At 68.9% G+C, this 23,079-nt stretch carries 25 protein-coding genes and 1 tRNA gene; 11 read left to right on the plus strand and 15 right to left on the minus strand.

Annotated elements, in window-relative coordinates:
* Nucleotides 1-6: 6 nt before the first annotated feature.
* Entirely contained in the window at nt 7-516 is a 510-nt protein-coding gene (gene gpt / locus Q1B08_RS05420) for a xanthine phosphoribosyltransferase (protein ID WP_299815911.1), read from the plus strand.
* Between the two features lie 27 nt (nt 517-543).
* Here the strand turns inward: gpt and Q1B08_RS05425 are convergent, their stop codons facing one another.
* Both Q1B08_RS05425 and Q1B08_RS05430 read right to left on the minus strand, forming a co-directional pair.
* The gene (locus tag Q1B08_RS05425; RefSeq protein WP_299815914.1) at nt 544-1,893 is read right to left on the minus strand and encodes a cytochrome P450; all 1,350 of its coding nucleotides are present in this window, start codon (nt 1,891-1,893) and stop codon (nt 544-546) included.
* Complete coding sequence (locus Q1B08_RS05430) at nt 1,890-3,116, minus strand: hypothetical protein (RefSeq protein ID WP_299815917.1); 1,227 nt, start codon at nt 3,114-3,116, stop codon at nt 1,890-1,892. The genes Q1B08_RS05425 and Q1B08_RS05430 overlap by 4 nt, the downstream gene beginning before the upstream one ends.
* 66 nt (nt 3,117-3,182) lie before the next feature.
* Here Q1B08_RS05430 and Q1B08_RS05435 point away from each other — a divergent pair, with 66 nt between their 5' ends.
* Nucleotides 3,183-3,386, plus strand: coding sequence for a sulfurtransferase TusA family protein (locus Q1B08_RS05435; protein WP_299816356.1), 204 nt, complete (start codon nt 3,183-3,185; stop codon nt 3,384-3,386).
* Nucleotides 3,387-3,720: 334 nt separating this feature from the next.
* Nucleotides 3,721-4,623 (plus strand): LysR family transcriptional regulator, encoded by a 903-nt coding sequence (locus Q1B08_RS05440; RefSeq protein ID WP_299815920.1) that lies wholly within the window; start codon nt 3,721-3,723, stop codon nt 4,621-4,623.
* Between the two features lie 134 nt (nt 4,624-4,757).
* On the opposite strand, the gene Q1B08_RS05445 is transcribed toward Q1B08_RS05440, so the two are convergent.
* A complete protein-coding gene (locus Q1B08_RS05445) occupies nt 4,758-5,030 on the minus strand; it encodes a hypothetical protein (protein WP_299815923.1) in 273 nt (90 codons plus the stop codon).
* A gap of 202 nt (nt 5,031-5,232) precedes the next feature.
* Nucleotides 5,233-5,661, minus strand: coding sequence for a SufE family protein (locus Q1B08_RS05450; RefSeq protein WP_299815926.1), 429 nt, complete (start codon nt 5,659-5,661; stop codon nt 5,233-5,235).
* Nucleotides 5,662-5,776: 115 nt separating this feature from the next.
* Between Q1B08_RS05450 and Q1B08_RS05455 the strand changes: the two genes are divergently transcribed.
* On the plus strand, nt 5,777-6,235 hold the full coding sequence (locus Q1B08_RS05455) for a hypothetical protein (RefSeq protein WP_299815929.1): 459 nt from the start codon (nt 5,777-5,779) through the stop codon (nt 6,233-6,235).
* A 98-nt stretch (nt 6,236-6,333) separates the two neighbouring features.
* Nucleotides 6,334-6,906, plus strand: a complete 573-nt coding sequence (locus Q1B08_RS05460; protein WP_299815932.1) for an exopolysaccharide biosynthesis protein — start codon at nt 6,334-6,336, stop codon at nt 6,904-6,906.
* A 54-nt stretch (nt 6,907-6,960) separates the two neighbouring features.
* On the opposite strand, the gene Q1B08_RS05465 is transcribed toward Q1B08_RS05460, so the two are convergent.
* Entirely contained in the window at nt 6,961-7,701 is a 741-nt protein-coding gene (locus Q1B08_RS05465; RefSeq protein WP_299815935.1) for an alpha/beta hydrolase, read from the minus strand.
* A 120-nt stretch (nt 7,702-7,821) separates the two neighbouring features.
* Between Q1B08_RS05465 and Q1B08_RS05470 the strand changes: the two genes are divergently transcribed.
* Nucleotides 7,822-8,037, plus strand: coding sequence for a hypothetical protein (locus Q1B08_RS05470; protein ID WP_299815938.1), 216 nt, complete (start codon nt 7,822-7,824; stop codon nt 8,035-8,037).
* A gap of 17 nt (nt 8,038-8,054) precedes the next feature.
* On the opposite strand, the gene Q1B08_RS05475 is transcribed toward Q1B08_RS05470, so the two are convergent.
* The 3 genes from Q1B08_RS05475 to Q1B08_RS05485 all read right to left on the minus strand — a co-directional run bounded on the left by Q1B08_RS05475 (nt 8,055) and on the right by Q1B08_RS05485 (nt 11,108).
* A complete protein-coding gene (locus tag Q1B08_RS05475; protein WP_299816358.1) occupies nt 8,055-9,011 on the minus strand; it encodes a YihY/virulence factor BrkB family protein in 957 nt (318 codons plus the stop codon).
* Between the two features lie 174 nt (nt 9,012-9,185).
* Nucleotides 9,186-9,896 (minus strand): RlmE family RNA methyltransferase, encoded by a 711-nt coding sequence (locus tag Q1B08_RS05480; RefSeq protein WP_299816359.1) that lies wholly within the window; start codon nt 9,894-9,896, stop codon nt 9,186-9,188.
* Between the two features lie 51 nt (nt 9,897-9,947).
* Entirely contained in the window at nt 9,948-11,108 is a 1,161-nt protein-coding gene (locus Q1B08_RS05485; RefSeq protein WP_299815941.1) for a Ppx/GppA phosphatase family protein, read from the minus strand.
* Between the two features lie 228 nt (nt 11,109-11,336).
* Here Q1B08_RS05485 and Q1B08_RS05490 point away from each other — a divergent pair, with 228 nt between their 5' ends.
* The 4 genes from Q1B08_RS05490 to Q1B08_RS05505 all read left to right on the plus strand — a co-directional run bounded on the left by Q1B08_RS05490 (nt 11,337) and on the right by Q1B08_RS05505 (nt 15,588).
* The gene (locus Q1B08_RS05490; RefSeq protein WP_299815944.1) at nt 11,337-11,636 is read left to right on the plus strand and encodes a virulence factor; all 300 of its coding nucleotides are present in this window, start codon (nt 11,337-11,339) and stop codon (nt 11,634-11,636) included.
* Nucleotides 11,633-12,538, plus strand: coding sequence for a methylenetetrahydrofolate reductase (locus tag Q1B08_RS05495; protein ID WP_299815947.1), 906 nt, complete (start codon nt 11,633-11,635; stop codon nt 12,536-12,538). The genes Q1B08_RS05490 and Q1B08_RS05495 overlap by 4 nt, the downstream gene beginning before the upstream one ends.
* Complete coding sequence (locus tag Q1B08_RS05500; protein WP_299815950.1) at nt 12,535-13,521, plus strand: methyltetrahydrofolate cobalamin methyltransferase; 987 nt, start codon at nt 12,535-12,537, stop codon at nt 13,519-13,521. Before Q1B08_RS05495 ends, Q1B08_RS05500 begins: the two co-directional genes overlap by 4 nt.
* A 66-nt stretch (nt 13,522-13,587) precedes the next feature.
* Nucleotides 13,588-15,588, plus strand: a complete 2,001-nt coding sequence (locus tag Q1B08_RS05505) for an ASKHA domain-containing protein (RefSeq protein ID WP_299815952.1) — start codon at nt 13,588-13,590, stop codon at nt 15,586-15,588.
* A gap of 90 nt (nt 15,589-15,678) precedes the next feature.
* Here Q1B08_RS05505 and Q1B08_RS05510 read toward each other — a convergent pair whose 3' ends face one another.
* The 4 genes from Q1B08_RS05510 to Q1B08_RS05525 are packed head-to-tail and all read right to left on the minus strand — an operon-like array spanning nt 15,679 to nt 19,776.
* Nucleotides 15,679-16,305 carry an ATP-binding cassette domain-containing protein gene (locus Q1B08_RS05510; protein WP_299815955.1) on the minus strand — a complete coding sequence of 209 codons (627 nt, stop codon included), beginning with the start codon at nt 16,303-16,305 and terminating at the stop codon, nt 15,679-15,681.
* Nucleotides 16,298-17,956 (minus strand): ABC transporter permease subunit, encoded by a 1,659-nt coding sequence (locus Q1B08_RS05515; RefSeq protein WP_299815958.1) that lies wholly within the window; start codon nt 17,954-17,956, stop codon nt 16,298-16,300. The genes Q1B08_RS05510 and Q1B08_RS05515 overlap by 8 nt, the downstream gene beginning before the upstream one ends.
* Before the next feature lie 3 nt (nt 17,957-17,959).
* Nucleotides 17,960-19,162, minus strand: a complete 1,203-nt coding sequence (locus Q1B08_RS05520) for an ABC transporter substrate-binding protein (protein WP_299816361.1) — start codon at nt 19,160-19,162, stop codon at nt 17,960-17,962.
* A gap of 11 nt (nt 19,163-19,173) precedes the next feature.
* Nucleotides 19,174-19,776, minus strand: a complete 603-nt coding sequence (locus tag Q1B08_RS05525; RefSeq protein WP_299815961.1) for a CDP-alcohol phosphatidyltransferase family protein — start codon at nt 19,774-19,776, stop codon at nt 19,174-19,176.
* Nucleotides 19,777-19,943: 167 nt separating this feature from the next.
* Here Q1B08_RS05525 and Q1B08_RS05530 point away from each other — a divergent pair.
* Nucleotides 19,944-20,033, plus strand: a tRNA-Ser gene (locus tag Q1B08_RS05530).
* Nucleotides 20,034-20,073: 40 nt separating this feature from the next.
* Here the strand turns inward: Q1B08_RS05530 and Q1B08_RS05535 are convergent.
* From Q1B08_RS05535 to Q1B08_RS05545, 3 genes are read right to left on the minus strand one after another with little or no spacing between them, the layout of a single operon-like run.
* Entirely contained in the window at nt 20,074-21,549 is a 1,476-nt protein-coding gene (locus tag Q1B08_RS05535; RefSeq protein WP_299815964.1) for a tripartite tricarboxylate transporter permease, read from the minus strand.
* Between the two features lie 15 nt (nt 21,550-21,564).
* Nucleotides 21,565-22,038: a tripartite tricarboxylate transporter TctB family protein gene (locus Q1B08_RS05540; RefSeq protein ID WP_299815967.1), complete on the minus strand. Its 474-nt coding sequence runs from the start codon at nt 22,036-22,038 to the stop codon at nt 21,565-21,567.
* Between the two features lie 27 nt (nt 22,039-22,065).
* Nucleotides 22,066-23,046 (minus strand): tripartite tricarboxylate transporter substrate binding protein, encoded by a 981-nt coding sequence (locus Q1B08_RS05545; protein WP_299815970.1) that lies wholly within the window; start codon nt 23,044-23,046, stop codon nt 22,066-22,068.
* Nucleotides 23,047-23,079 lie beyond the last annotated feature (33 nt).

Below are 23,079 nucleotides of genomic sequence, written 5' to 3' on the forward strand. Positions count from 1 at the left end.
GTTCCCATGCCCGATCCGCACCCGCTTCCCCACGAAAAAGGCTTTCACATCAGCTGGGACCAGATTCACCGCGACAGCCGCGCGCTGGCCTGGCGCCTCGATGGGCGTGGCCCGGACGAAGGCGGCTGGCGGGCCATCGTGGCGATCACGCGCGGCGGCATGGCGCCCGCGATGATCGTGGCGCGCGAGCTCGGCATCCGTACCGTCGATACGATCTCGGTGAAGTCCTACGATCATCAGACCCAAGGCGCCGCACAGGTCCTCTCCAGGCCCGACCCGGAAATGATGGGCGACGGCACCGGCATCCTCGTGATCGACGACCTCGTGGATTCCGGCAAGACGCTGGAGGTCGTGCGCGCGCTCTACCCGAAGGCCCATTTCGCCACCGTCTATGCCAAACCCAAGGGCGAGCCGATGGTCGACACCTTCATTACCGGGGTAAGCCAGGATACCTGGATCTTCTTCCCCTGGGACATGGCGCTGCAATATGTCGAGCCCTATCGCGGTCGGGACTGAGTCCGTTCTTCATCTTGGCCGAAATACTCAATCCGCCGTTCGCCCCGAGTGGATCCGCCGGAGCTTGAGCTGGATCCCGTCCCGCGACCGTACCGTCAAATGAGCCACCGGGACGGGCGGCGGCCCGTCCGGCGAAAGCTCGAACGCGTCCACGACCGCCGCGACCATCACGACGAGCTCGGCCATCGCGAACCCCGCACCGGGGCAAACGCGCGGTCCCGCGCTGAATGGCAGGAACGCTTGCCGCGCCGCCCTCTTCGTCTCCGCCCGCCGCCAGCGATCCGGGTCGAACGCGTCCGGCGACTCCCAGATCCGTTCGTGCCGGTGCAGGTGCCACGGGCTCAGCACGATCTGCGCCCCCTTGGGCGCGGGGCGACCGCGAAAGGTCTCGGCCCTCACGGTTTCACGCACCATCATCGGCACCGGCGGATAGAGGCGCAGGGTTTCGCGCACGACGTCGCGCGTGAAGGCATGGCTGGACAGGTCGGAAAAGACCCGGCAATCGCCTTCGTTCCGCACCCGTTTCCGCGCCCCCGGATCACGGGCGAGCAAATACAGCGACCAAGCCAGCGCCGCGGCGGAAGTCTCGTGCCCGGCGAGAAAGAAGATCGCAACCTGATCGACCATCTCCGCCTCGGTGAACGGCGTTCCCGTTTCCGGATCGACATAGGTCATGATGCGGGTCGCCAGATCGTCTGGCGCGTGGCCCGTCGCGATTTCTCGGGCGCGCCGGGCGACGAGCGCCGCCACTGCCCCGCGGATCGCCCGTGCCGCCGCCCGGGCGCGGGGACGGTGCAGGCGCGGCATCCAGACCGGCAGGCGCAGGAAAGCCGCAAGGTTCAGAAGCGGTTGCGCCCGCTGGTAGACGCGAAAGGCTTGGAAGACCTCGGTCGCCAGCCGGTCCTCGATCGGTACGGAGAAAAGCGTGCGGAAAATCGCGTCCGCCGCCGCCCGGCTCGTCTCCGCCTCGATTTCCCAGACGCCGTCCGACAGTCGCGCGACCATCGCCTCCGCCGCCGCGCGGATCGCCGGAAACGCCTGCCGGACTTCGCCGCCCGCGAAGGCCGGGTCGATGATCCGCCGTTGCCGCGCCCATTCCGCGCCGTTCGTCACGAAGACGGACCGGCCCAGCATCGGGGCCAGCCCCTCGGTCACGCGTGCCGATTTCGGAAAATCTGCCAGCCGGCCCTTCAGAACGAGATCAACGAGCTGCGGATCGTTCATCATGTAGCTTCGGAAGAACGGTGTCCGGTACTCCGCCATCCAGGCTCGGTAAAGATGAGCCGGTTGCGCCGACAGGATGTCCCTGCGGAACAAGCGCAGGTAGCGCAGCCATCCGGCACGACCCAAGCGCGACGACGGTTTCGGTGGGATCATGCGGCGCGCCGGGCGGCGCGCCGGTCGGGGTCGCGCAGCGTGGAGGGGCTATCTTCGCGTCCGGCGAAACGATCTGCGAGCCGCTTCGGCCCCGCCGTCACGCGGAAATAGTCGTATTCGCCGGGCCGCCCCGCGAGGTTGTCGAAGGCACAGAGATACTGAAAGTGCTTGCGGAAGAAACGCCGACGGAGGCTTTTTTGCTTGGCCGGCGTCAGAGTTCGCGAGAACGCCGCCGAAAGGATGCGCGGCCCGGTCCGCACCCGGGGGGTCTGACCCGAGATCGCGACGGGATCGCAGAGCGCGAAGGTGCAGCCATCACCCGGAGCGGACACGTCGACCCACGGAACAAGGGTCTGACCGCCCATGAGGTGAAGATCGTCCCGCAACCTTTGGGCATTGGGCAGAAAGCTCACCATCGGGACGACCTGTCCGAGGCTCAAGAACGCGCAGCGATTGTCCGGAATGCGGTTCGCGCGGATCAAATCGGCCAAGACGGAGATGCCGATATGCACGCCTGCGGAATGCCCGACGACGAGCACCTCCTCCGCGTCCGTCGCGCAGGTGGCCGCGACACGATCCGCGAAGGCGGCCAGTCGCGTCTCGAACCCGGCCGGATAGGCGCCCTTTCGTCGGGCCATGTAGGCATAATCATGCAGGAGGTAATGGGCGAGGATCCGGTTGTCGCGCGCCTTGAACCACCGAAGCGTAACCCAGCCGGTGACAAGCCCGGCCGCGACGCCGAGCGCCTGCCCGACATAGCCGCCGGCCATCACGGCACAGGCCCACCAGGCCAGGACGGCGATCACGCCGGCGAAGGCCAATTGCAGGATCAAAACCACGGTCGAGTAGGCCACCGCGATCATCGGTCCCTTGCGCAAACGCATCAATCGGCGAATTGCCCCCGAGCGGAGGTATATCCACGCCGTGCGCAAGAGCGTGGCGTAGGTTCCGAGGATCGACGTCGACATGCCCTCGGCAACAAGGTCGGACCAGACCAGAACCTCGAAATCGGTCCGCGTCCGAACGCCCTCGATCTGGGCATCGACCTGCCAGCTGCGGACGTTCGATCCCGCGGACAGGCGCAGCGCGTAGCCCGACAGCCGCGCTTGCTCCGCCCCCTCCCGGCGATAGAGCTCCCGATAGCGCCGAGGCGGGAACGGGTCGAAGCCGGGGATGTAGAGCACTTTCCGGCGGCGTATCGTCTTGGGGTCGTCTGCGGTCATGGCTTGCCTCGTCTCCTGCCACGATGGCAGATAGCGGGACGGGTTTCAGGAATTTTTAGCATGGACATGGAAGTGGACGCGCTCGGGCTACTCTGCCCGCTGCCGGTACTGCGACTGCGCAAGCGGATGCAGCCGCTGCCCCCGGGCGCGGAGGTGCATCTGCTGGCCGACGATCCGGCCGCGCTTGTCGACGTGCCGCATTTCTGCGCCGAAGGCGGACACGAGTTCCTGGGCGTGGAAGGCCAACGCTTCCGCATACGGAAAGGTTGATCCGCACCCGGGTCCCCTTCCGGACCCGTGGCACGAATCGATCCTTCATCCCGCTGGTTGAGGATACGCGCACCGGCTGGTTGAGGATACGCGCGCCGGTTCTTCATCTCCTGGATGAATACGAGGCAGACTTGCATCGTCATGATGCGCGCGGTCACGGCACACTCTTCGGACAAGGAATGATCGTTCAGGGAAACGTGAAGGCTGGAGGGCCTTGCGTCACGCTGCGGACAGCACAGGTTACGAGCCTGCCCCGTGAGAATTCTTCGGAGAGAATTAGTCTTCGCTTTCCTATATAAGCGATGGTGGCCGGGATCGGATCGAGGACGACAGGATGGATTGGGACAAGCTGCGGATCTTTCATGCGGTTGCCGACGCGGGTTCGCTGACCCATGCCGGCGACGTCCTGCACTTGTCGCAATCGGCCGTGAGTCGTCAGATCCGCGCGCTTGAGGAAAGCCTGGAGACGACGCTGTTCCATCGGCACGCACGAGGGCTCATCCTGACCGAACAGGGCGAGCTGCTGTTCGACGCCACGCAGGCGATGTCGAAGCGGCTCGACGCGGCCTCGGCACGTATCCGCGACACGGAGGAGGAGGTTTTCGGCAATCTCCGCGTGACGACGACGATCGGTTTCGGTTCGATCTGGCTCGCCCCGCGGCTGCGGAAGCTTTATGCGAACTACCCCGACCTCAGCATCGACCTGATGCTGGAGGAGCGCGTGCTCGACCTGCCGATGCGCGAGGCCGACATCGCGATCCGCATGAAGGAGCCGAGCCAAGCCGATCTCGTGCGCAAGCGGCTCATGGACATCCGCATGCAACTTTTCGCCTCGCCGGCCTATATCGAGGCCAACGGCATGCCGCGGCGGATGAAAGACATGACCCAACACCGGCTCATCTGTCAGGCGCAGGGCGCGACGCAGGTGAGCGCCGGCGCGATGCTGGTCCGGGAACTCATGACCTACGCGGTCGAGCGCACCCTGACTGTGAACAACTATTTCGGCGTCCTGCAGAGCGTCGTGAGCGACCTCGGCATCGGTGTGCTGCCTGACTACCTGCAACAGGACTTCCCGCAACTCGTCCGCGTCCTGCCGGAAGTCGAATCGAACGAAGTGCCGGTCTTTCTCGCTTTTCCCGAAGAGCTACGCGGCTCACGGCGGGTGCAGGCTTTTCGCGACTTCGTCGTCGAAGAGGTCGTCGCCTATCGACGAGCCCGGCAGATCGCCGCCCAATAGGACGAAGCCATGCGCTAATTGCATGACGGCGTTGCAAAACGATCTCCTGTCTGAACCTTGCCCGGCCCGGGGTGGCGGAATAATTCTTCAATTGAAGGACGCGCTCAGGCGCCGACTTCACCTCCCTGTTGGACTTAGGCCGGGCTTGATGCCCGGCTTTTTTTTGCCGCAAGGGAAACACGATGCAGATCATCGCGATCGAGGTAATCTCGACGTTCAGGTTCGTTGCCGAGCGCGGCCGGGCCGACGATCGCCAGAAACGCGAGAATCGCGACCGGGGCCTGCCACTGCTGGAACGCCCGACCGCCGAGCGTGGCGGTCGCCACGACGTTGCCGGACTTCGCAAGCGGTTCCGGATCCGCGACGCAGCCTTCGAGAAGATGCTTGTCGTCCGGCCGCAGCCGCACACCGGAGGACGACAGCTGTGTCGTTCACGAACGCCGATGCGAAGAGCGTCACGCCGATGATGAGGGTGATCCCGGGAAGCTTGCTCTTCCGGGTCTGGGCAAGGACGGAATTTCTTGCCGCGCTCGGAGTGCGCGACCCGTCCCATCCTGACGCTGCCGCGGGCGGCTGTCAGAACCCGATCCGGCACCACGGCCGCGCGTCTTAGCCGGCTTCGGTGGCTGCTGCGACCTCGCGGATGCGGCGGACCATGGCGCGCAGCCCGTTGGAGCGCTGCGAGGACAGGTGATCGTCGAGGCCCAGCCGCGCCAGCTCGGCCGGCGCGTCCACCGCGCCGACCTCCGACAGCGTGAGCCCGCCATAGAGGTCGTGCAGGATCGCGATCAGTCCCTGCACGATCATCGCATCGCTTTCGCCGCCGAACTCGAACCGCGCCCCGGCCCCCTCGCCTTCGATCCGGGGATGCAGCCAGACCTGGCTGGCACAGCCCTCGACCTTCGTCGCCGGCACCTTCAGGGCGGGGTCGAGCGGCGGGAAGGCCCGCCCCATCTCGATGACGTGGCGGTAGCGGTCCTCCCAGTCGTCGAGAAACTCGAATGTCTCGACCAGTTCCTCGAAGCGTTCCTGTGCCATGCGCGTCCCTTCCTTCAACAGGGGAGCTAGGGTCCGCCGGCGCGAAGGTCCAGCCCGCTTCCCAAACATGGTCTGATCGTCTAGCCCCGAAGCCGGACGACAGGAGGGCGCGGGCATGGACGGACGGGTGCGGATCGGAGCGGCGGCGCTTGCCCTTGCGGCAACGTTGGCGGGTTGCGGCGGGACCGAACGGACCAGCCCCAGCCCCATGCGCATCCTCGATTCGCCCCGCGACGCCGCGATGCGCGAGGCGCTGGCCGCCGGTGCCCCGAATGTGGAGCGGATCGTCTCGCTCTCCGCCGCGCCGACGCCGTCGGGCCTGATCGTTTCCGCCGTCGGCCTGCCGCCGACGCAGGGCTACTGGGAGGCGGAACTGGTCGACGCGCCCCGCGCGGATCCGGCGACGCTCGTCCTCGACTTCAAGCTTCTCGCGCCGCTCGAACCCGAGCCGGTCGGCACGCAGCGCTCGCGCGAGGTGCTTGCCGGTCGCTACTTCTCCCGGCAGGATCTCACGGGGATCAGCGGCATCGTCGTGCGCGGGGCCACCGACAGCCGACGGATCACCCGCCAGTAGCTTCGTGGACCGATGTGCCAGAGGCATCGTGTCCGATTCTCACGTGAACGATCCGCCGAACCCCGCGTTGGCTCAGGGGTTCGCGCAACGGGGGCGAGATGGCGAAGGTCACGGATATCATATCGACGCTGAAGGAGGCGGGGAACGGGACGGACGAGGTCACGCTGGGCGAGATCAACGATGAACTCGGGCATCGCGGCACGGCGGCGCTTCTGGGCATACCGGCCGCGCTCGAGCTGACCCCCATCGGCGGCATTCCGGGCGTGCCCTCGATCATCGCGCTGATTATTGGCCTCTTCGCCGTGCAGATCGTGTTCGGACGCGAGGACATGTGGCTGCCCGGTTTCCTCGAGAACCGCTCGGTCTCGAAGGAAAAGCTCCGCACGTCGCTGGACAAGCTCCGCCCCGCCGCGGAATGGGCCGACCGCCATCTGGGCGATCACCTCTCGATCCTCGTACATCCGCCCGCCACCCGCATCGTCGCGCTGGCCATCATCCTTCTGTGCTGCACGATTCCGCCGCTCGAACTCCTGCCCTTCGCGTCTTCGATCCCGGCCGGAACGATCCTGCTCTTCTCGCTTGGCCTTCTGACCCGTGATGGCCGGGTCATGGCGCTGGCGTGGATTGCCTTCGTCGCCGCGCTCTGGGGCATCTGGACGCTTTGGCCCTGACCCCGGCGATCCGTCCCACGGCGCCCGCCCGACCGCTTCCGGGGCCGTCCGGCCTCAGACCCGCGCAAGAACCTCCGTCACCGCTTCGCGAATCAGCGCAAGCTCTTCCGGCCCGGAGAAACGGTGGTCCGCGCCCTTGACGAGCGTCAGCCGGATGTCCCCGCCCGAGGCATGCGCGATCAGGCGCGTCGCCGTCTCCACCGGAACGGCGTCATCGGCGGTCCCCTGCAGCATTCGCACCGGCATCCCCAGCTCGAGCGGTGTCCGCAAGACCAGTCGGTCCCGCGCCTCCTCGATCAGGTGTCGGGTAATGACAAAGGGCTCGCCGTACTCCGACGGAACGGCGACGCGACCGTGCGTCATCAACGCCAGCCGCTCCTTTTCCGTGAAGCCCGCCCAGTAGCCGTCCTCCGTGAAGTCCGGCGCGGCCGCGATCGTGACGAGGCCCGCGACACGCTCCGGCCGGTCCCGCGCGACGAGGAGCGCGATCCAGCCCCCCATGCTCGACCCCACGAGGACTTGCGGTCCCTCCGTCGCCGCCTCGATCACGGCCAGCGCGTCGGCGCACCAGTCGCCGATGCTGCCACCCTCGAACGTGCCACCGGAGGCGCCGTGGCCCGAATAGTCGAGCCGAAGAAAGGCCCGCCCCGAGGCGCGCGCCCATTCCTCAAGCGCCACGGCCTTCGTTCCCGACATATCGGACCGGAGGCCGCCCAGGAACACCACGCCAGGCCCCCGCCCCGGCGTCGCGTGATAGGCGAGGCTGTGTCCGGCGCGGGTGATCGTCTGGGTCATGCGGCCTCTCCGAATTCGCGGTGTCGCTCCCGTGCTAGGCGGAACCGCGTCGCGGCGCAAATGCCGCAGAACCCGCACGCCCTCGCCCGCGTTCACCCGTAACGATCACAGGAGCCTGCAATGAACGACCGCGACGCCCCACAGCAACCCATTTCCGACCGCAACCACGCCCCCGGCGACCCGAAGGAGAACGCCTACGGCGAAAGCGAGGCGCAAGAATCTCCCGAGGGCGGCAAGACGAAATACGACAAGCCCTCCGACGGCGCCGACGATTTCTCCATCGACGAGGATCGCGACAAGCGCATTCGCGGCAACGAAGCGCCGAAGGACGTCTGACTTCGTGGGGGCCCGCCTCAGACGGGTCCCGGACCGCGGTTCTGCTCGCGTTCGAAGACGACCCGCGCCAGGCGCCGGATGCGCAGGGCGCGGTTGAGCTCGCCGCCGAAGATCAGGACCAGCGCGGCGAGATACAGGAAATACAATGTCGCGATGATGCCCGCGAGCCCGGCGTAATAGCTGGCGTAACGCGCGAAATGGCTGAGGTAGAACGAGAACACGACCGCCAGAATCGTCCAGGCCGCCGTGGTGAAGATCACGCCCGGCCAGATGTTCTGGAACTTGGTGCGGCGCGCCGGCAGGAACACATGCGCCGCGAACAGCGTCGCGATCAGGATAAAGGCCGCGACAGGGTAACGGACCAGCCGGATCGTGACGGAGGCCGGATCGAACCCCGGCATCAGTTCGTGCAACCACGATCCCGCCTGTGGCGCCAGGACCAGCATGTAGCCGATCAGCACGAGCACGAGACTGACGAGGAGCACCACCGCGGCCATGACCGAATAGAGCACGATGACCGATCGTGTCTCGCGGATGCCGTAGGCGCGGTTCAAGCCGATCCGTACCCCGTCCACGCCGCCCACCGCGAACCAGACCGTGAGCAGGATACCGAGGCTCAGGACGCCGCTGCGCTGCACCGTCATCACCTGCTCCACCTCGGAGACGATCGGCTCGACCAGCGTCGGCGGAACAATGGCGATCAGGAAGTCGATGAGCCCGTCGGCCATCGACCGGTCGCCCACGAAGGCGGTCAGCGAACTGGTGAAGATCAGGAACGGGAACACCGCGAGCAAGGCGCGGAACGCCACGTTGCCGGCCAGTCCGAAGGCGTCGTCGCTCCAGAGACGGAGCGCCGCTTCGCGCAAGACGCCCCGGACGACGTACCAGCCGCTGCCGTGGAGCAGGTCCTCGGGTCGGCTGCTGACGACGCCGTGCGTGAGGATCGCGTCGCGCCCCGGCTCGTCTTCGGACATTCCGTTCACGCCCTGTCTCCGCATCCCGCACGCGTCCTGTCGCGCGAACCCGAACCGTAGCTCTCGCGCGTCCGCCGCGCCAGTCTCGCCGCCGCGCCCGCTCCGGGCCGGTGCTGATGGGTCGCAGGTCGGTCCCGGTCCGCGCATCGTCGGGCCGAACGCGCGCGACGTGCCTTAGCCGCGGAAGCCTTGCGCCACGACGAACTTCTCGGAGGAATCGGACCGGCTCGCCCCCGGCTTGACGTTCGCGACCTTTTCGAAGCGCTGCTTCAGCTGCTTCTGCAATTCGCCCTCGGCCCCGCCGGCGAGCACCTTCGCCACGAAGGTCCCGCCCGGCGCGAGCACCTCGAAGGCGAGTTCCGCCGCCGCCTCGCAAAGCGCGATGATCCGCAGGTGGTCGGTCTGCTTGTGGCCGGAGCTCGACGCCGCCATGTCCGACATCACCACATCCGCCGGACCGCCGAGCCAGTCCTTGATCGCAGCGTCGGCGCCGTCGGACAGGAAATCGAGCTGATGGATCTCCGCCCCCGGCACCGGATCCACTTCCTGCAGATCGATACCGATGATGCGTCCCTGCGACTTTCTCGCGCTGGAGGAGTCGGCGTTGATCCGCGGCGCGGCGACCTGCAGCCAACCGCCGGGCGCGCAACCCAGGTCGACGACCCGCGCGCCGGGCACGAGGAAGCCGTACCTGTCGTCGAGTTCCATGATCTTGTAGGCCGCCCGACCGCGATAACCCTCCGCCCGCGCGCGCTGCACGTAGGGATCGTTCAGCTGCCGCTCGAGCCAGAGCTTCGAAGAGAGCCTGCGCCCCCGTGCGGTCTTGACCTTGACCGTCAGGTCGCGCCGGCCGCGGCCGGACGTGTTGGTGGGCTTGTTGACCATGATTGCGCAGATAGGCGGATCGGCCACGCTTGGGAAGCCGGTCCTTGCAACTCAGTACGGCCCGTCGTCGAGAACCCCGTCCGCCGACATCTGCGCATAAAGCAGACCTTCGCGTAATCCCCGATCCGCCGCCGAGAGACGGTCGGTCGGCCAGACGCGCAAAAGCGCCTGCAGGATGGCGGCGCCCGACATGATCAGGCTGTGCCGGTCGCGCCCGATCCGCGGATCGTTGCGCCGTCCGTCGGGGCCCTGCGCGAGATAGCCGCGAATGACCTTGTCGATCTGCTGCGACGTCATCCGCAACCCGTCGACCTTGTTGCGGTCGTAACGACGCAGGTTCAGGTGCGTGGCGGCGACCGTGGTCACGGTGCCCGACGTGCCGATGATCTGGAAGCCCGGATCGACCGCGCCCTCGGCATCGGCGTAGGGCGAGAACTCGGCCAGGCATTCCTCGAAATGCCACGACATCAGCGCGAAGCGCGCGGCGTCGTCAGTCACGTCACGGAACTGGTCCTTGAGCGTGGCCACGCCCAGCGGGATGGAGATCCAGTCCACGACCTTGGCGCGCGGGAACGGATCGTCCCGTGCTCCCTCGAACCCCGCATGGAGGCGCATGATCGCGCGGGCCCGGTCGTGGCGCGGCACGCGGGTCAGGTCGATCCAGACGAGCTCGGTCGAGCCGCCGCCGATATCGACCACGAGAAGCTGCTCGGTCTTGGCGGCGACGAGCGGCGCGCAGGAAACGACGGCCAGCCGCGCTTCCTCCTCCGGCTTGATGATTTCCAGCGGCAGCTCGGTCTCGCGCTCGACGAGGCGGATGAACTCGGCCGCGTTGCTGGCCCGGCGGCAGGCCTCCGTCGCGACGAGGCGCATCCGGCGAACGTCGTGCATCTCGAGCTTGCGGCGGCAGATCTTGAGCGCGCCGATCGTGCGCGCCATCGATGCGCGGCTCAGGCGCCCCGACGTCTCCAGCCCGTTGCCGAGCTGCACCGACTTCGAAAAGCTGTCCACCACATGGAGCAGCGCGCCCTTGGGCTGCGCGATCAGCATCCGGCAGGAATTGGTCCCGAGGTCGAGCGCGGCATAGAGCTCCGCGGGATCCGGCCGGTCCGGAACCTTGACGGCCTTGTGTGCTGGACGGACCCCGGGCCCGGCGGTGCGCAGGGCACCGATAGCGGGCCCGGACACGTCCGTCCGGTCGTCCGGTGGCATTCTTGCCTCCATGTTTCAGGTTGCAGGCATCCTAGCGACTGGATCGTCTGCTCCACAAGCATTCTTCATCTTCGACATGAAACCTTCGATGCCGCCGGCCCCTCGTCATCGACGCCGGGCGCGGCTATGCCCGCCCGTGTCGCCATCGGGCGGCGCGGTGTCGAAATCCGCTGCGGGGGCGACGCTTCGCCGCCTATAGGTGGCAGAACGCGAAAGGGTGGAGGCATCATGGCGCAGATCACGGTCGTCTATTGGCGGGACATTCCCGCGCAGGTCATCGCGGGCTCCGGCCGGCGCGCAGCCAAGGTGCCGCTCTCCGAGCGGTTCGAGCAGGCGATCGACCGCGCCGCGATGAAGAGCGGCGCGTCGGGGACCGACGATTACCTCGCCGACTGGCGCAAGGTGCCCGCGGGCGAGGCGGAGGGCGACGGGGCGGACGCGGCCGCGGCCCGGGCCGCCGCGATCGAGGCCGAATGGACGCCCGACCGCCTGCGCGCCGCCGCGCTGGCAGGGGGCGTGGAGGCATGAGCATCCTCGGCTTCCGCCGCGCGCAGCCCGCCGACGCCCCGTCGAAGGACGCGGTGCTGGCCGAATTCCTGCGGGGCCATTCGATCGAGGTCATGCCCCGCACCGCCGAGAAGGTCGAGGATTTCGCGGACCTCCTGCCCCGCGGCACCCGCGTCTACATCGCCCATATCGACGGCACGCCCGTCGAGGACATGGTGGCCACCGCCGCGCGCCTGCGCGCCGAGGGGATGGAGCCGATGCCGCATTTCCCCGCGCGCATCATTCCCGACCGCGCCACGCTCGCGGACTGGATCGCCCGCTACCGCGGCGAGGCGGACGTGCGGCAGGGCCTGATCCTCGCCGGTGGCGTGCCCGAGCCGCGCGGCACCTACGCGACCTCGATGCAACTTCTCGGCTCGGGCGCCTTCGACGGGTTCGAGCGCCTCCATGTCGCCGGACACCCGGAGGGCAGCCGCGACATCGACCTCGACGGCTCGATGACGAACGTCTCCGCCGCGCTCGACTGGAAGCAGAAGTTCTCCGAGCGCACCGACGCGAAGATGGCCATCGTCACGCAATTCTGTTTCGAGGCCCGTCCCGTCATCGAATGGGCCGACGCGATCCGCGACGCCGGCATCGACCTGCCCGTCCATATCGGCGTGGCGGGACCGGCGAAGCTGCAGACGCTGATCAAGTTTGCCGTGGCCTGCGGCGTCGGCCCCTCGCTGAAGGTCCTGCAGAAGCGCGCGATGGATGTCAGCAAGCTCCTGCTGCCCTACGAGCCTGTCGATTTCACGACCGAGCTCGCCCGCCACAAGGCGGCGCATCCCGACTTCAGCATCGAATCCGTCCATGTCTTCCCGCTGGGCGGGATCAGGACATCCGCCGACTGGCTTGCCACCCACACGAAGGACCGCGAATGACGCGCACCGTACTGGAATCGAAGACGAAGACCGTCACCATCGGCTTCGACGAGCCGTTCTGCGTCATCGGCGAACGCATCAACCCCACGGGGCGCAAGAAGCTCGCCGCCGAGCTCGAGCTGGACGACTTCTCCACCGTGGAGCGTGACGCCATCGAGCAGGTCGCCTGCGGCGCGATGGTCCTCGACATCAATTCCGGTGCGGTCTTCACCAACAAGATGGGGGAGGATCCGCGCTACGCCGACAACAACTTCGTCGAGCCGATCCTGATGCCGGAGCTCGTCGCCCGCGTGCAGGCGCTCGTCGATGTGCCGCTCTGCATCGACAGCTCGGTGCCCGGTGCGCTCGAGAAGGGGCTGGAGATGGCCGAGGGCCGCCCGCTCCTCAATTCCGTGACGGGCGAGGAGGAGCGGCTGGAGCTCGTCCTGCCGCTCGTCAAGAAGTACAACGTCCCCGTCGTGGCGATCTCCAACGACGACACCGGCATCTCCGAGGATCCGGAGGTCCGCTTCGCGGTGGCCAAGAAGATCGTCGAGCGCGCCGCCGATTTCGGCATCCCCGCGCACGACATCGTGGTCGATCCGCTGGTGATGCCGATCGGCGCGATGGCGACGGCCGGGCATCAGGTCTTCACGCTGGTCCGGCGCCTGCGCGACGAGCTCGGGGTGAACACGACCTGCGGCGCGTCCAACATCTCCTTCGGCCTTCCCAACCGGCACGGGATCAACGCGGCCTTCCTGCCGATGGCGATCTGCGCCGGCATGACCAGCGCGATCATGAACCCGATCCGCGCGCAGGAGATGGAAGCGGTGAACGCCGCCAACATGCTGATGAACCACGATCCGAACGGCGGGCGCTGGATCGGCTTCACGCGCGTCCTCGACGCCGTGAGGGAAGGCGCGACCTTCCCCGAGGCGGCGCAGGCCGCGCAGAGCTCGGGCGCGCGTTCGAGTGGCCGACGCGGCGGGCGGCGGCGGGCCTGACCCGCTGGACCATGCAAGTGGCCTGAGGCAGCAGGCGTGGACGGCACGACGAATGCGGAGAGGCCCGTGAGCGACCATCAGGTGATCTTCATGCCGTCGGGCAAGCGCGGTCGGGTGGCGCACGGCACTCCCGTGCTCCAGGCCGCGCGGCAGCTCGGCGTCGATCTCGACTCGGTCTGCGGCGGCCGCGGCATCTGCTCGCGCTGTCAGGTGGAGCCGGGCGCGGGCGCATTCCCGAAGCTCGGCGTGACGGTCGCCGCCGACGCGCTCTCCGCGTTCAACGCGGTCGAGCGGCGCTACGACGAGAAGCGCGGCCTCGCCCCCGGCCGCCGCCTCGGCTGTCAGGCCAAGGTGGAGGGGGACGTGGTGATCGACGTGCCCCCCGAAAGCCAGGTCCACCGGCAGGTGGTCCGCAAGGCCGCCTCGGACAAGCCCATTGTCATGGACCCGGCGACGCGGCTGCATTTCGTCACCGTGGCGGAGCCCGACATGGATCACCCGTCCGGCGACCTCGAACGGCTGCGCGCCGCCTTGGCCGCCGAATGGGATCTGCACGATCTCGACATCCCCCTCGTCCTGCTGCGTCGCCTTCAGCCGGTCCTGCGGCAGGGCGACTGGCAGGTGACGGTCGCGGTGAACCACGACGAGGGGCGCATCTCCGCGCTCTGGCCGGGGCTGCGCACGGAGGCGCCGTTGGGCCTCGCCATCGACCTCGGCTCCACCACCATCGCCGCGCATCTCTGCGATCTCGGCACCGGCGAGGTCCGCGCCTCGGGCGGGGTGATGAACCCGCAGATCCGCTTTGGCGAGGATCTGATGAGCCGGGTCAGCTACGCGATGATGAACGAGGGTGGCGATGTCGAGATGACGCGCGTCGTGCGCGGGGCCATCGACCGGCTCGCCACCGAACTCGCCGCGGAGGCCGGTCTGGCCGCCGCCGACATCGTCGAGGCGGTGATCGTCGGAAATCCGGTGATGCATCACCTCCTCCTCGGCGTGGATCCGGTGGAGCTGGGTCAGGCGCCCTTCGCGCTCGCCACCGCCGATGCGGTGCGTCTCGGCGCGCCGGAGCTCGACCTCGGCGCCCTCGCCCCCGGCGCGCGCGTCTACATCCTGCCCTGTATCGCGGGCCATGTCGGCGCTGACGCCGCCGCCGTCGCGCTCGCCGAGGCGCCCGACCAGGCGGAGCCGCTGACCCTCGTGGTCGATGTCGGCACCAATGCGGAGATCCTGCTCGGCAACCGCGAGCGCCTGCTCGCCTGCTCCTCGCCCACCGGCCCGGCCTTCGAGGGCGCGCAGATCAGCGCGGGGCAGCGGGCGGCGCCCGGCGCGATCGAGCGCGTCGAAATCGACCCCGCGACGAAGGTGCCGCGCTTCCGCGTCATCGGCTCCGACCTCTGGTCCGACGATCCGGCCTTCGCCGAGGCCGTGGGCGAGGACGGCATCACCGGTATCTGCGGCTCGGGCATCATCGAAGCGGTGGCGGAGATGCGGATGGCCGGCATCCTCGACCGCTCCGGCCTGATCGGCTCGGCCGCGCAGGTCGGCACCGACCGCTGCGAAAGCTCCGGGCGGACCCATGCCTTCCGCATCTGGGAAAGCGCGTCGGGCGACCGCCGTATCCTCGTGACGCAGAACGACATCCGCGCGATCCAGCTCGCCAAGTCGGCGCTCTATGCGGGCGCGCGGCTTCTGATGGACGAACTCGGGGTGGACAAGGTCGACCGGGTGACGCTCGCCGGGGCCTTCGGCGCGCATATCTCCCCGCGGCACGCGATGGTGCTCGGCATGATTCCCGATGCCGAACTCTCCGCTGTCGCCTCGGCCGGCAACGCGGCCGGACACGGCGCGCGGATGGCGCTCTGCTCGCGTGCGGCCCGGCGGCATATCGAGGGGCTGGTGCGACGGATCGAGAAGGTCGAGACCGCCGTCGCCCCCCGCTTCCAGGAGCATTTCGTCGCCGCCAACGCGATTCCCCACGCCACCGACCCGTTCCCGCATCTGGACACGCTGCCGGAGCCCAGCTTCAACACCGCCGGAGAGGGGCGCAAGCGGCGGCGGCGTTAGATCGCTTCGACGACGTTCCCGCGATGCAACGGGGCGGCCTTCGCTCGCGGGGGCAATACGATCCCGCAATACCGCCCCGCCGGCTTTCTGCTAGAGGCGCACCACCTCGCCCCCTGCCGCCTCGGCATCCGCCGCATCGTGCGTGACCAGCAGCACCGGCACGCCCGCCCGCCGCACGCGTGAGAAGACGAGGTCGCGCATCTGCGCACGGCGTTCCGCGTCGAGCTTGGAGAACGGCTCATCGAGAAGCAGCGCGCGCGGTCCTGCCAGCAGCACCCGCATCAGCGCCACCCGCGCCGCCTGCCCGCCCGAAAGCGTGGCCGGGTCGCGGTTCGCGTAGCCCGCGAGCCCGACCTCGGCCAGTGCCGCCGCGACTTCCGCCCGGCGCTCCGCCCGCGTGCCCCCGCGCAGCCCGAAGGCGAGGTTCGCGCCGACATCGAGATGCGGGAACAGGAGCGGATCCTGATAAAGGATGCCGATGCGCCGCGCCTCGGGCGGCAGCCCGGCCAGGTCGCGCCCGTCGAGCCGCACGCGGCCCTCCGCGCGGAACCCCGGAGCCATGTCGCCCATCACGAAATCGAGGAGGGTGGACTTGCCCGATCCCGACGGTCCCATCAGCGTCAGCACCTCTCCGGGCGCCACGGCCGCGTCGACCGCGAGGAGCGTCGCATCGTCCCGCACGATTGCCACCCGTTCGAGTCTCAGACCCTCAGCCATGCCGCATCCCCCGCCTGTTGCGGAACGCCAGGGCCGGCACGGCGAGCGCCAGCGCGAAGGGCAGCAGCGCGGCGAGCGTCTGCCCCAGCCCCCAGATGCCGACGGCCCGCCGGTCTCCGCCGGAGGCGAGCGCCACCGCCTCGGTCACGAGCGTCGTGACGCGGCCACCGCCGAGAAGCAGCGTCGGCAGGTATTGCCCGACCGATACGGCAAGCCCGATCGCCGCCGCCGTCAGGAGCGGTCCCGCGAGCATCGGCAGTCGCAGGCGCCAGAGCACCCGATCCCGCGACGCGCCCATCCCCGCCGCGACGCGGGCGATCCGCGCGTCCCAGGCACGGAACGGGCCGGCCAGCGAAAGGAAGACGTAAGGCAGAACGAAGACCACGTGTCCCGCGAGCACGAGCGGCCAGGACGGGCCGAACCCGAGCGCGAGCGGCAGAAGCTGCAGCCCCGGCAGGAACGCGACCTGCGGCACGAGGAGCGGCAGATAGAGAAGCCACAGCGCCCGCTGGCTCGGCGCGAAGCCGAAGCGATGCTCCGCCTCCAGACAGCCCACGACGAGCGCGAGGGAGAGGAGCGTGGCGAGAACCGCCAGCGCCATCGTGTCGCCCGCCACGGCCAGCATGTCGGGACCGAACCGCGCCCAACTGCGCCCCGTCAGCGCCTCGGGCATCGGGTCGGGAAAACTCCAGCGCGCCGCGACCGACCAGATCGCGAGCGCGGCCAGCCCGGCCAGCACCATCAGAGACGAGGCGGCCGCCAGAAGGAACCCCGCGCCCCGCGACAGACGCTCCGGCAGGCCCCGGCCGGCGCGGACCCAGACAAGGCCGGCACGCGCGACGATTCGCTCGCCCAGCATCCACAGCGCGAGAACGCCGAGCGTCGCGAAAAGCAAAATCAGCCCGCCTGCCGCCGCCACGGCGCGCAGGGACAGGTCCGGCGAGGTCATCCAACGCGTCACCTGCACGGCCAGGGTCGGCGGGGTGTTGGGGCCGAGGATCATCGCCACGTCCACGTTGGTCATCCCGAAGACGAGCACGACCAGCACCGGCAGGCGCACCTGCGCGTAGACGCCCGGAAACACCGCCTTGAGCCAGCCTGCGATCCGCCCCTGCCCCAGCGAGCGCGCGACGCGCAGGCGCCGGTGGCTCTGCACCTGCGGCAGCGCGGCGAGCATCATCAGAAGAAGGAACGGCATCTCCTTCGCCACGAGCCCGGCGGCGAGCGACAGGCCCCACGGATCGTTCAGGATCAGGAGGTCCGGCGCCCGCTCCCAGCCGAGAAGCGTCGCCGGCACCCGGACGATCCAGCCCGAGGGCGCGACAAGGAAAGCGAGCCCGAGCGCCGCGGCCGCGTGCGGCACCGCGAGGAGCGGCGACAGCGCGCGTTCGAGCCAGGCGAAGGCGCCGGTCCCGTGCCAGCCCGCGAGAATGAGCGTGGCGATGAGGAGCGCGCCCGCCGTCGAAAGCAGTCCCGACAGCACGGCCACGCCGAGCGCACGTGGCAAGCCCGGCCAGTCGAGCGCCGCGGCCCAGGGCGTTCCCGCGTCCGGAACCAGCATCCCGAAGGCCGGAAGCACCGTGCCGAGAAGGCCGAACGCGACCGGCCCGGCCAGCACGCCCGCCGTCAGAAGCGGCAGCGGGCGCAGCACGCCCTAGTTCGCGACGCCGTAACGCGCGACCCAGTCCCCGGCGAGCCGCGTGGCCCAGGACGGGTGCGGCTCCGGCAGGGCCTGACCCAGCTCCTCCGGGGACAGGGTGGCGATGCCGAGGTCGAGCGCGTCGAAGGCCGCGCGCTGCGCCTCCGGGAGTTCGGCGAGGTCGAGGACGGTGCCGTAGCCCAGCACCTCCGGATCCTGCGCGCGGGCCTGCGCCTCGGGCGACAGGACGATGTCGGCGACGACCATCGCGCCTTCCTTGGCGGAGGAATTGTAGGGGATCGCGACGAAGCTCGCATTGCCGATCGTCCCCGCCTCCAGCACGTAGGTCCGCACGCTTTCGGGCAGCTGGAAGTTCGCGATCGCGGTCGAGGCCTCCCCGGGCGAGAAGCTGAAGGCGAGGTCGGTCTCGCCGTCGTTGATGAGCTGGAGCATGCGCGGTCCCGTTTCGGGATAGGCCCGGCCCTTCCGCCACAGGAGCGGAGTCAGGGTGTCGAGAAAGCTCCAGAGCGGCGCCGTGACCTCCGCGTAATCGTCGCCCGCCGGTTTCTGCAAGGCGGCCGCGTCGGGGGCGAGCTCGATCAGCATCTGCTTCAGGAAGGTCGTGCCGAGGAAATCCGGCGGCTGCGGATAGGTGAAGCGCCCGGGATTGGCGGAGGCCCAGGCCAGCAGCTCGGGCGCGGTGCGCGGCGGCTCCCGCAGGCGGGCGCTGTCGTAGACGAAGACGAGCTGCGCCATCGCCCAGGGGCTTTCGTAGCCCTCGGTCGGCACGGTGAAGTCGGTGGTGACGGTCTTGCCCTCGACATCGACGTAGCGCCAGTTCGGGAGTTGCTCGGCAAAGGGGCCGAAAAGCAGATCGGCCTCTTTCATCGCGGCGAAGTTCGCGCCGTTGATCCAGATGAGGTCGACCGATCCGTCCGCGTCACGGCCCGCCTGCCGCTCGGTGACGACCGCGCCGACGGCGTCGGCGGTATCGGCGAGCTTCACATGCTCGAGCGTCACCCCCCGCTCCGCCGCGCGGTCCCCGATCCAGGCGATGAAGTCGTTGGTCGGCGTCGAGCCGCCCCAGGCATGCCAGTAGACCGTCTGCCCCTGCGCCACCTCGGCAACGGTCCGCCAGTCGGACGGATCGGGCGCTTCCGCTGCGAGGACGGGGACCGCGAAAGCCGTGGCGGCCGCAACAGAGAGGGCGAGACGCATGGACAGGGCTTTCATGACAGGACGGTCCGGGCATGCACGACGCGGCCGATGGCGGTGAGCAGGCAGAGGCTGCCGAAAACGACGGTCAACGGCACGAAATACCGCGGCAGGAGGCAAAGCAGGACGAAGAACAGGATCGTCTCCGTTCCTTCGAGCAGGCCGCGCGAATAGTAGAACGATTTCAGCCCCTGATTTTCCGTCGCCATGAGCCGCTTTTCCGCCTGGATGGCGTAGCCGAGAAAGCTCGTCCCGTTGACGTAGAAGGCGAGGAGAAGGAACGCCGCCGCGAGGGCGTTCGAGCGATCGAGGAGGGCGAAGGCGAAAGGCACGGCGCCGTAGAAGGCGAAATCGCACCAGATGTCGAGATAGCCGCCGAAATCGGTGCGCCGCGTCGCGCGTGCCACGGCCCCGTCGAGCCCGTCGAGCAACCGCGACAGAAGAAGCGGAAGAAGTGCCCAGCCCGGCGCGCCGAGGGCAATGGTCGCGGCGGTGGCCAGCCCGAGAACGAGGCCCGCAAGCGTCACCGCGTCGGCGCCCACGCCTCGCGCGGCGAGCGCCCGCCCCGCGTGGTCCAGCGGCGGGTCGATCAGGCGGCGGGCGGCGGCGTCGAGCATAGGCCCTCGGGCATCGGAAAACGGTCGGCAACAGGGTGCCGAAGGGGGCGCCGCAGGGCAAGTGACCTCATCGTGTGCGCCCCTGCGTGGCCGCGTCGCATCCCCACCGGCGCGGCGGCGCGTCGTCCCTTTCCATATGCGGCGCACCGGTGTAGCCGGACGGGAACGGAGGTGTGGCCGAGCGGTCGAAGGCACCGGTCTTGAAAACCGGCAGGCGTGAAAGCGTCTCGTGGGTTCGAATCCCACCGCCTCTGCCAAATCCGCGCCGATCCGGGACGCGGGCTGGACCGGCGGGCGTCAGCCCCGCCGCCGCCGCATCGCCCAGGTCACGGCGGGAATGCACCAGACCGCGAAGGTGAAGAGGCCCAGCCCCGCCGCGATCGGTCGCTCGAAGAACGCGAGGAAGCTGCCGTCGGCCTTGATCATCGACGTGATGAAGTTCTGCTCCAGCATCGGTCCGAGCACGAGGCCCAGGATCGCCGGCGCGATCGGGATGTCGTTCTCGTCCATCAGGAAGCCCAGCACGCCGAAGACCAGCATCAGACCCACCCCGAAGACGGAGTTGTTGATGGCGTAGGCGCCCACAATGCAGAACATCAGGATAATCGGCATCAGCACGTTGCGCGGAATGGCAAGGATCGTGCCCGCCGTCTTGATCGCCACCCAGCCGAGCGGCAGCATGATCACATTGGCCAGAAGGAACACGATAAAGACCGCGTAGATCAGCTGCGGGTCGTTGATGAAGATCGTGGGGCCGGGATTGAGCCCTTTGATGTAGAGCACGCCGATCACGATGGCGGTGATCGAGTCGCCCGGGATGCCGAAGACGAGCGCGGGGATCCATGCGCCGCTCACCGCGCCGTTGTTGGACGCCCCCGCCTCGACGAGCCCCTCCACATGTCCGGTGCCAAACTTCCGGGGGGTGCGCGAGAAGCGCTTGGAGACGGCGTAGGAGATCCAGGCGGCGATGTCGGCCCCCGCACCCGGCAGCGCGCCGATGGCCGTGCCGAGGACGCTGCCGCGCAGGGTCTGCACGGGATAGGCGAGCAGGTTCCGCCATTGGCTGCGGAAGATACCGCTTCCCCGATCGGGCACGATGGCCGGCCGGCGCGTCGCGTCGACGAAGCTGCGCAGCACCTCGCTGACCGCGAAGAGGCCGATCATCGCGGGAATGAACTGGACGCCCGCCAAAAGCTCCACGCTGCCGAAGGTATAGCGCGGCTGACCGGCGGGATTGTCGATGCCCACCGTTGCCGCGAAGAGCCCGATGAGGAGCGCGACGAGCCCCCGCGCGACGGAGCCCGGCGACACGAAGATCGCGCAGGACAGGCCGAGCACGACGAGCCAGAAATACTCGAAGGACGAAAACCGGAGCGCGATCTCGGCCAGGACCGGCGACAGCGTCATCAGCACGATCGTCCCGAAGATGCCCCCGATGGCCGAGAAGACGAGCGCGGCGCCGAGCGCCTCCTCCGACCGTCCGGCCCGCGTCATCGCGTAGGCGTCCTCCACATAGGCGGCGCTCGCGGGCGTGCCGGGCATCCGGAGCAGCGCCCCCGGAATGTCGCCCGCGAAGATCGCCATCGCGGTGGCCGTCACGATCGCCGCGATGGCCGGGACCGGATCCATGAAGAAGGTGATTGGAACGAGAAGCGCGGTCGCCATCGTCGCCGTCAGCCCGGGGATCGCGCCGACGAACATGCCGAACGCCGCGGAAGCGAGGATCACGAGAAGAACGAAGGGCTGGAAGACGAGTCCGAATGCCTCGGCCATGACCGACATGCGCGCCTACCAGAGAAAGCCGAGCGCGCCCGAGCGCGGCAGCGGCACGAGGAGCAGGCGCCCGAAGGCCTGCTGGATGACGAGGGTGGCGAGCGCCGCGACCGGCAGCGCCACCCACCACCGGACCCGCGTCGCGAGCATCAGCGCGAGCAGGATCGCCACGGAGACGGGCACGAAACCGAGCCGCCCGGCGAGCGCGATGTAGCCCACCACCAGCCCGAGCGCGAGCGCGACGCGAGGCACCGCGCCCGGCAGCCGGACCCAGTCGGCCGGCCGCGCGCGGGGCAGGCCGTCGCGCGCGACGACACCCTGCCCCACCATGTAGGCGCCGAGCCCCAGCGCCAGCGCGGAGAGCGCGATCGGCATGGTCTCGGAGCCGTAGGACTGGTTCGGCAGGCGGGAAAAGCCCTCCGCCGACCAGCGGATCGCGATGGCCGCCAGGATCAGGATCAGCCCCAGCGCCGAATCGTTGAACTTCACGCCGGGCGCCCGGTCGAAGGGCCGCCGTCACTCGGCGGCAAGCCCGGCCTCCTTCATCACCGCGCCGAGGCTTTCGTCGTCGGCCGCGACGATCTCCGTCGCCTCCTCCGAACCGGCCCAGCGCAGGCCGAAGCCTCGGTCCTGCATGAAGGTCTGGTATTCCTCGCTCTCGTAGGCCGCCTTGATCGCGGATTCGAGCCGGTCGTGCACTTCCTCGGGGAGGCCGTCGGGCGCCGCGATGGCACGCCAGACGGCGTGGGTGTAATCCGTGCCGGTCGCCTCCATGACGGTGGGGACATCCGGGAACGCCTCCTGCCGCTCCTCCGACATCGAAGCGAGCGGCACGACGCGGTCCGCCTCGATCATCGCACGCCCCTCGGCCAGCGAGGACGGAACGATGTCGACGCCGCCCGCAACCATGTCGGTGATGCCCGGTGCCGCCCCCTCGCTCGGCACCCAGGTCACCTGATCGGGCGGCAGCCCCTCCGACATGAGCCAGCCGGCGAGGCCGAGATGCCAGATCCCGCCCTGCCCCGTACCCGAGCCCTTGAACGTGCCCTTGGGCTCCGACCGGATCGCCTCCAGAAGCGCGGCCGCGTCCTGATACTCGCTGTCGGCGGAAACCATGAGCCCGCCCGGATCCGCGTTGACGAGCGCCAGGACGTCGAAATTCTCGTAGGTCAGGTCGGTCAGCCCCTGCCAGTGCATCATGTCGATCTCGATCGTCATGACCCCGATCGTGTAGCCGTCGGGTTCAGCGTTCGCGATGGCGCTGTGGCCGACCACGCCGGAGCCGCCGGTGCGGTTCACCACATTGACCGGCACGCCCAGATTTTCCTGCAGAAGCGACGCGAAGACCCGACCGACAGCGTCGGTGCCACCGCCGGCGCCCCACGGCACGATCATCTGGATCGGCCGGGACGGGTAGTCCTGCGCCAGGACCGGCGCCGCCGTCGCGACGGTCGCGAGGGCCAGCGTCGCGCCGGCCAGCATCAATCTTCTCTGCATTCGTTCCTCCCTAGGTGCATGCGCGGGAAAGTC

Origin of the sequence: uncultured Jannaschia sp. (assembly GCF_947494025.1) — a bacterium.
GTDB lineage: Bacteria > Pseudomonadota > Alphaproteobacteria > Rhodobacterales > Rhodobacteraceae > Jannaschia.